The organism is Rhodovulum sp. 12E13 (assembly GCF_003340565.1).
Classification (GTDB): Bacteria; Pseudomonadota; Alphaproteobacteria; order Rhodobacterales; family Rhodobacteraceae; genus HLUCCA09.
The window spans coordinates 1-6128 of record NZ_QPLK01000063.1 but is presented as its reverse complement, the minus strand read 5'-3'; the positions used below and the strand labels follow the sequence as shown (position 1 = coordinate 6128).

At 69.6% G+C, this 6128-nt stretch carries 6 protein-coding genes and 1 pseudogene; 2 read left to right on the top strand and 5 right to left on the bottom strand.

Going from position 1 to position 6128, the window contains the following annotated elements; genetic code table 11:
• On the top strand, positions 1-727 hold a 727-nt coding region (locus DLJ49_RS20525), incomplete at its 5' end, for a transporter associated domain-containing protein (RefSeq protein WP_115395378.1).
• Between the two features lie 105 nt (positions 728-832).
• On the opposite strand, the gene DLJ49_RS20520 is transcribed toward DLJ49_RS20525, so the two are convergent.
• The 5 genes and pseudogenes from DLJ49_RS20520 to DLJ49_RS22935 all read right to left on the bottom strand — a co-directional run bounded on the left by DLJ49_RS20520 (position 833) and on the right by DLJ49_RS22935 (position 3529).
• Positions 833-1660 carry an alpha/beta hydrolase gene (locus DLJ49_RS20520; protein WP_115395377.1) on the bottom strand — a complete coding sequence of 276 codons (828 nt, stop codon included), beginning with the start codon at positions 1658-1660 and terminating at the stop codon, positions 833-835.
• 375 nt (positions 1661-2035) lie between these two features.
• Complete coding sequence (locus tag DLJ49_RS20515) at positions 2036-2431, bottom strand: universal stress protein (protein WP_158547536.1); 396 nt, start codon at positions 2429-2431, stop codon at positions 2036-2038.
• A 158-nt stretch (positions 2432-2589) separates the two neighbouring features.
• Positions 2590-2766 carry a hypothetical protein gene (locus DLJ49_RS22635; RefSeq protein ID WP_233489359.1) on the bottom strand — a complete coding sequence of 59 codons (177 nt, stop codon included), beginning with the start codon at positions 2764-2766 and terminating at the stop codon, positions 2590-2592.
• A gap of 76 nt (positions 2767-2842) precedes the next feature.
• Positions 2843-3289 (bottom strand): annotated as a pseudogene (locus DLJ49_RS22940) (cation-transporting P-type ATPase); the annotation flags it as partial.
• Positions 3290-3466: 177 nt separating this feature from the next.
• Positions 3467-3529 (bottom strand): hypothetical protein, encoded by a 63-nt coding sequence (locus DLJ49_RS22935; RefSeq protein WP_369932911.1) that lies wholly within the window; start codon positions 3527-3529, stop codon positions 3467-3469.
• A gap of 450 nt (positions 3530-3979) precedes the next feature.
• Between DLJ49_RS22935 and DLJ49_RS20500 the strand changes: the two genes are divergently transcribed.
• Positions 3980-5551: an alkaline phosphatase gene (locus tag DLJ49_RS20500; RefSeq protein ID WP_158547535.1), complete on the top strand. Its 1572-nt coding sequence runs from the start codon at positions 3980-3982 to the stop codon at positions 5549-5551.
• Positions 5552-6128 lie beyond the last annotated feature (577 nt).

Sequence of the window (6128 nt, the reverse complement as noted above, 5' to 3'; positions counted from 1 at the left end):
AAGCTTCTGGCGGCCTGAAACACGGGGCATCTCGGAACCGATCCACACGTCCCGGGCCGCCACCGCCTCAACTTGGAAACCCGCGCCCGGAAAAACGTCCTTCCAGCCGCACTTCTTCAGCGGCCTGCTAAGTACCCGGAGGAAAGGAAATCAACAGATACTCCCCCAGCGCCTGCCGCTCCGGCGTGACGGTCCGGACGATATCGTCGGCGTTCTTCACAGCCGCGACCTGCTCGCGACCACCGACGCGGAGTTCGACGCGCTTGCGCTCATGCGTCCTGCCCCCGCGATCCGGGAGACCCTGCCGGCCCTCGAGGTCATCGACCGACTGCGAACCGCTCCCTGCCACATGCTGCTCGTCCACGACGAACACGGGCATTTCGAGGGAATCGTCACGCCGATGGACGTGTTGGGGACGATTGCAGGGGGCTTCGACGAACCACAGTCCGACGAACCCGAGTTCGTAGAGCGCGGCGATGGGTCTCTGCTGGTCGCAGGCAGGATGCCTGTCGACGCGTTCATGGAGCGGCTCCCGCTGGCGATCCCGCGCCCCACCAACGCCGACACCGCAGCCGGCCTTGTCATGGAGCGCCTCGGCGAAGTGCCGCGCGTCGGCCAGACGGTCGAGATCGGCGGCTGGCGGATCGAGATCATCGACATGGACGGCTTGCGGATCGACAAGCTGCTCGTCCGTCGCGGCCCTGGGTCATCCGGCGCTCCCTCCTGACGCGGATCGAGCTGCCTCTCCATCGGCACTGGCGGTCGCCGTCTCTCAGCGCATGCGGCGGGTCCGCGCGCACGCTGTTTTGACCAGGGAAGTGGAGCCTCCGCGTTACGGCGCGGGTCCGTCCTGGTGCTCCATGAGCGACAAGGCCTCGCGCATGGCCTCGACGAAATGCCGATTGTTGTAGATGTCGTTGTGTCCGACCCCGGGGATGACCCGGTCCAGCACCAGATCCGGTGCCGCGCGGCGGAGCGCCTCTGCCCGTCGCGGCGGCACGATGTCGTCCCGTTCGGCCGTGATGATTGCAACGGGTGTGGAGGAACGGGCGATCGCATCCGCCACATCCATGCGGTGCCGCAGCAGCAGGCGCACCGGCAGCCACGGATAGAGGTCGGCCGCGAGCGCCTCGATGGAGTCGAACGGCGTGACGAGGATAACGCCGCCCACGGGGCGACGGCTTGCAAGATGCGCTGCAGGACCGGCCCCGAGGCTCAGGCCGACGACCACCGTTCGTCCACCGCCGGGGTCGGCGATCACGGTATCGTGGATGCGTTCGGCATCGGCGAGGATCGCGTCGGCCCCCGGTCGGCCGGCGCTCGGCCCGTAGCCACGGTAGTGAAAGGTGACGATGTCCCGGTCGGGAAAGATTGCATGGAGGTGGAGCAAGAGGTGATCCGCGTCCCACGCGTTCCCGCCGAACCCGAGAATGCGCGCGGCCCCGGCGGGTCGCGGGCGGTCGGCAGGCAGTAGGGTTCCGACCAGCGGGCCGACGCCCGGGACGTCGACCGAGAGCCGCTCCGCGTCGGCCGGCAGGCGGACTTCTCCGCCTCCCATCGCCCAACGCGGGAACAACAGGCGATCCTGGAAAAGCATGATCAGGAGCGCAAGGACGAGGTAGAGCGCCGCAAGCCCCCCTGCGAGCTTCAGGAGCGTCACGGCCCCGAGCCCTGCCGGCCGGCATTGGCACGCGCGCGCGGGAGCGGTGCGATCGAGCCGTTCATGCCGCGGGTGCGTACCACAGGAACCCTCTTCCGGCGACGTCCCGACGCTCCTGCAGACCGTTCCGCGTTCGCTCCCGCCACGGCGACGGCGCCGATGACCGCTGCGGGGAGGGTTGCCCCGCCGCATCCCGAAAGCATGACGCTGACGGAAACATCCGTGGGACACGATGCTCGACCGCTTGCGCGACAGCGCATCCATCCGGTGGGGAACTGGCGGGCGAACGGCGCGGCGTGCGTCTCCCGATCGCGGGCGCGGCAGCCCCCGCGCGGCGGGCACGCGCGAGCGCCGGGCGGCGCCCCCCGTTCCGCCCTATCTCACCAGATGCACCGTGCAGGGTGCCCTGCGGACCACCTGCGCGGCCGTCGATCCGTATTCGCCCGCATGGGTACGGTGCGGCGCCAACACGATGCAGTCCACCGCCTCTCTGCTCGCCAGATTGAGGATGGTCTCGGCCGGGTCGCCCTGCAGCACCTTGACGTCAGCCTCCACGAAGGGTTCCGCGATCCGCTCGAGATCATGCTCGACGACCTCCGCCAGCGCCGTGCCGGACGTCGCATGCTCTGTCCGGAACTCCGGCACCGCGCCGATCACATGCAGAAGGGTAATGTGGGCTCCGGGCGCGGCGATTGCCCGCGCCGCCTTGATTTCGGCATCGGGATGGTGGCCAGGCCGATAGGCCAGCGGGACCAGGATTCTCTTGTACATTCTCGTTCCTCCGTGCCGGGCAGTATACCGTGCACCCTGCTTCACCACCTTGACCGAGCGCATTGAACCGGCCCCGCCGGATCCGGCCCGAGCATATCATCAACGGGCCGCGGGAGCCGCTGCACGGCCTGAACGCCCGACTCCCCGCCCTGCGGCGCTCACGGCGTCGCATCGCGACGGGCGCCGGTCCGTCGACGCCAGACGGACGGGGCCTTCACGAACCGTCGGGCGAGTCGCTTCTCGACCTTCAGCACGAACAGCAGCGCCGGACCGATGACCAGGATCATCAGCCCCTCGGAAAGCCCGACAGGGCGCGTGTCGAAGAAGGTCTCCATGAAGGGAACGAAGGTGGCCGAGTTGCCGGCCGATGGCGCGCGCCGTGCCGGCATGGTCGCCGGTGATCATCTTCACGCGGATGCCGGCCGCGCGGCACTCGGCGACGGCGGCCACGGCCTCGTCGCGCGGCGGGTCGATCAGGCCGACGAGGCCGAGCAGCGTCAGCCCGCCCTCGACATCGGCGAAGCGCAGGCCGCGCATCTCGGGCGAGACGCTGCGCGTGGCGATGGCGATCACTCGCTGGCCCTGCGCCGCGATCTCCTGGGCGCGGGCGTGCCACCATGCGGCGTCGATCGGGCGGGCGCCGTCGTCATCGCAGTGCTGGCTCGTGCACATCTCCAGGAGGCGCTCCGGCGCCCCCTTGACGTGGATCGCCGCATGGCCCGCGTGGTCGTGGTGCAGCGTCGCCATGAAGCGGTGCTGGGCGTCGAAGGGGATCGTGTCGGTCTGCGGGTTGGCCGCGCGCAGATCCGCCGGGTCGAGCCCGGCCTTGCAGGCGAAGGTGACGAGCGCCCCCTCCATCGGGTCGCCCGCGCCTCGGGCGCGAGCATCCCCCGGAGCGCCGCGAGCGCCTCTTCCGCCCGGCCCTCCTGCACGAAGCCGATCACGGCGTTGACCGGCACCACGGCGAGGATCACGCTGGTAGCGACCGGGTGGCCGAGCGCCGCCGTCACCGCCGCGGCCCCAGCAGCACGTAGATCAGGAGGTTTTGAACTGTCGTAGGAAGCGCGCGACCGCCCCCGCCCGCGGCGGCGCCGGCAGGCGGTTCGGCCCCGCATCCTCCGACCTTCGCGCCGCCTCGGGTCGGCCAGACCGGCGGAGCCCACAACCAGCGCATCCGTCGCCTCGTCCGCTGCGCGGTCGTGCCAGGGCGCCGGTTCGGGGCCGCGATCCTTTGCGGCCGGGATGTCGGGACGGGACATGTCGCGGTGATCCTGCCGGGTCATCGTCGGCCCTCCGTGTCGCGCGCCCGGGCCGCGCCGGTCGGCGGGCCGTCGCGAGTGCGGCATTCCGGCCCCGACACTGCGAGCGCCTCCGTCCCGGTCAACGCAGCCGCCCTCTGGCCTGATGCGTCACGGGGCAAGGGTGGTCGCCACCGAACCGGGGACCGAGCGCGCCTGCGCACGCGGCCGTGATCGCCGTGTCAAATGCATGTTACCCTTTATCCTTATCGAAAGAGTCGCCCATACTCCAACAGGAAAGGTGACGCAGATGACGGCTTCCCGACTTCTCCTTGCCACTGCCCTGACCGGCGCGCTCGCCGTGCCCGCCCTCGCCCAGGAGCAGGGCGCGAGGAACGTGATCCTGATGATCTCCGACGGCGCTGGCTTCAACGGCTGGCTCGCGGCCGACTACTACCAGGGCCTCGCCGGCCAGCAGTCCTACCAGGTGGCGCGGCCCGACGGCACGACGCCGGTCGTCTACGGGCTGGCGCACGACTCGCTGGCGCTGATCGACGAGATCGGCGCCGTGCTGCCCAACGGCGCCGACCCGGCCGAGGCCGCCGGCGCGGTGGAGCAGGGCTATGACCCGCGCACCCGCTGGACCCGGTTCGAGAACACGTTCCGGAACGACTTCCCGCCGGTGGAGGAGACCTACACCTCCTATACCGACAGCGCCGCCGCCGGCACCACGCTGCAAGCCGGCCGCAAGACCGCCAACGGCCGGCTCAACCTGGACTGGACGGGCACCGAAGAGTTCACGCCCATCGCGCAGATCGCCATCGACCAGGGCCGCGCCGCCGGCGCCGTCTCGTCGGTGATGCTCTCCCACGCCACGCCCGCCTCGACGATCGCGCACAACGTCTCGCGCAACAACTACGTCGAGATCGCCACCGAGATGTTCGAGAGCGATCTCGACGTCATCATGGGCGCGGGCCACCCGTTCTACGACAACTCGGGCAACGAGGTGGAGCCGGAAGACGAGGGCGCCTATCGCTTCGTCGGCGGGCCCGAGATGCTGGAGCGGCTGACCTCGGAGGAGGGCATCGGCGGCGCCACCTTCATCGACGCCAAGGCGCAGTTCGAGGCGCTGGCAGAGGGCGGGGACCTGCCCGAGCGGGTCATCGGCATCGCGCGCGCCGGCTCCACGCTGCAGGCCAGCCGCGAGGGCCTGGCCGAGGCCGACACGCCGTCGGGGATGGCGATGAACCCGGTCGTTCCCGATCTCGCGACCATGACGGTGGGCGCGCTCAACGTCCTGAACCAGAACGAGAACGGCTTCTTCCTGATGTCCGAGGGCGGGGCCGTCGACTGGATGGGCCACGCCAACGACATGCCCCGCTTCATCGAGGAGCAGATCGACTTCAACGAGGCCGTCGACGCGGTGATCACTTGGGTCGAGGAGAACTCGAGCTGGGACGAGACGCTGCTCATCGTCACCTCCGATCACGAGACCGGCGGCATCTGGGGCGAGGGCACCTTCACGAACGTGGGCGGCCCCGCCGTGGCCGAGGAGCGCACCGACGCGGCGCTCGAGGCGGCCAATTTCCACCCGGCCGAGGACATGTTCAACGAGTTCCTCGCCGTGCAGGACCGCGGCGCGGGCAACATCCCCGGCCATCAGTGGGCCTCGGACCGGCACACCAACGAACTGGTTCCGCTCTGGGCGATCGGCGCGGGCGCGGACGCCTTCGCCGAATTCGCGCAGACCGACCTGAAGGCCGCCGAGCTCTGGGGCACGCCCTATGGTTGGGACGGCGCGTTCGTGGACAACACCGCCGTCTTCCATGTCATGAACGAGGCCTTCGCCACCAACGCCCGGATCATGGCACCTTCTCAATGACAGTGATCGGTGGCGCGCGGCCGCGCGCCACCGAGCCGCGACCGGACCGGTTTGCTGCTTCTCCCCAGTTGCGGGCGAACCGCGGCGGGTCCCCGATACGTCGGGGGCCCGTTGGTCGTTCCGGGGCGCCTGTCGCGGACCCGTCACGGCATGCGCGCACGCAGGTTGCGTTCAAGGTGCTCCGGTCCATCTTGACGGGCGTTCGGAGATGCCGGCCTTGCTCCTCACCATCGTGCGCCGTGAGGCGAGCGGCATTTCAGGCGCTGAGGAGACCGCGTATCAATCAGACGGATTACTCGCTGCCTCCAGACTTGTTCTGTATTCGAATGACTGCAATCCGAACGCTGCTCTGCAGTGTTGATTTGCACAGTGAAGGGCAGGTCAGGGCCGTTCGCGAGGACCCCGCCGCTCAAGGTTCCAGGCGCCCGGAAATCACCTGAGCCTTCTGGAGCTTGACGCAGGTCGCGAACGGCGCTGACCTTTTCCTTGTCGGCCGGCACTCGATGGCCCTCCCGACGGATGTCCGTCTTTCGACCGATCTGCGCGACCCGATGTCGTCAGGCGGTCTTCGCTGCCT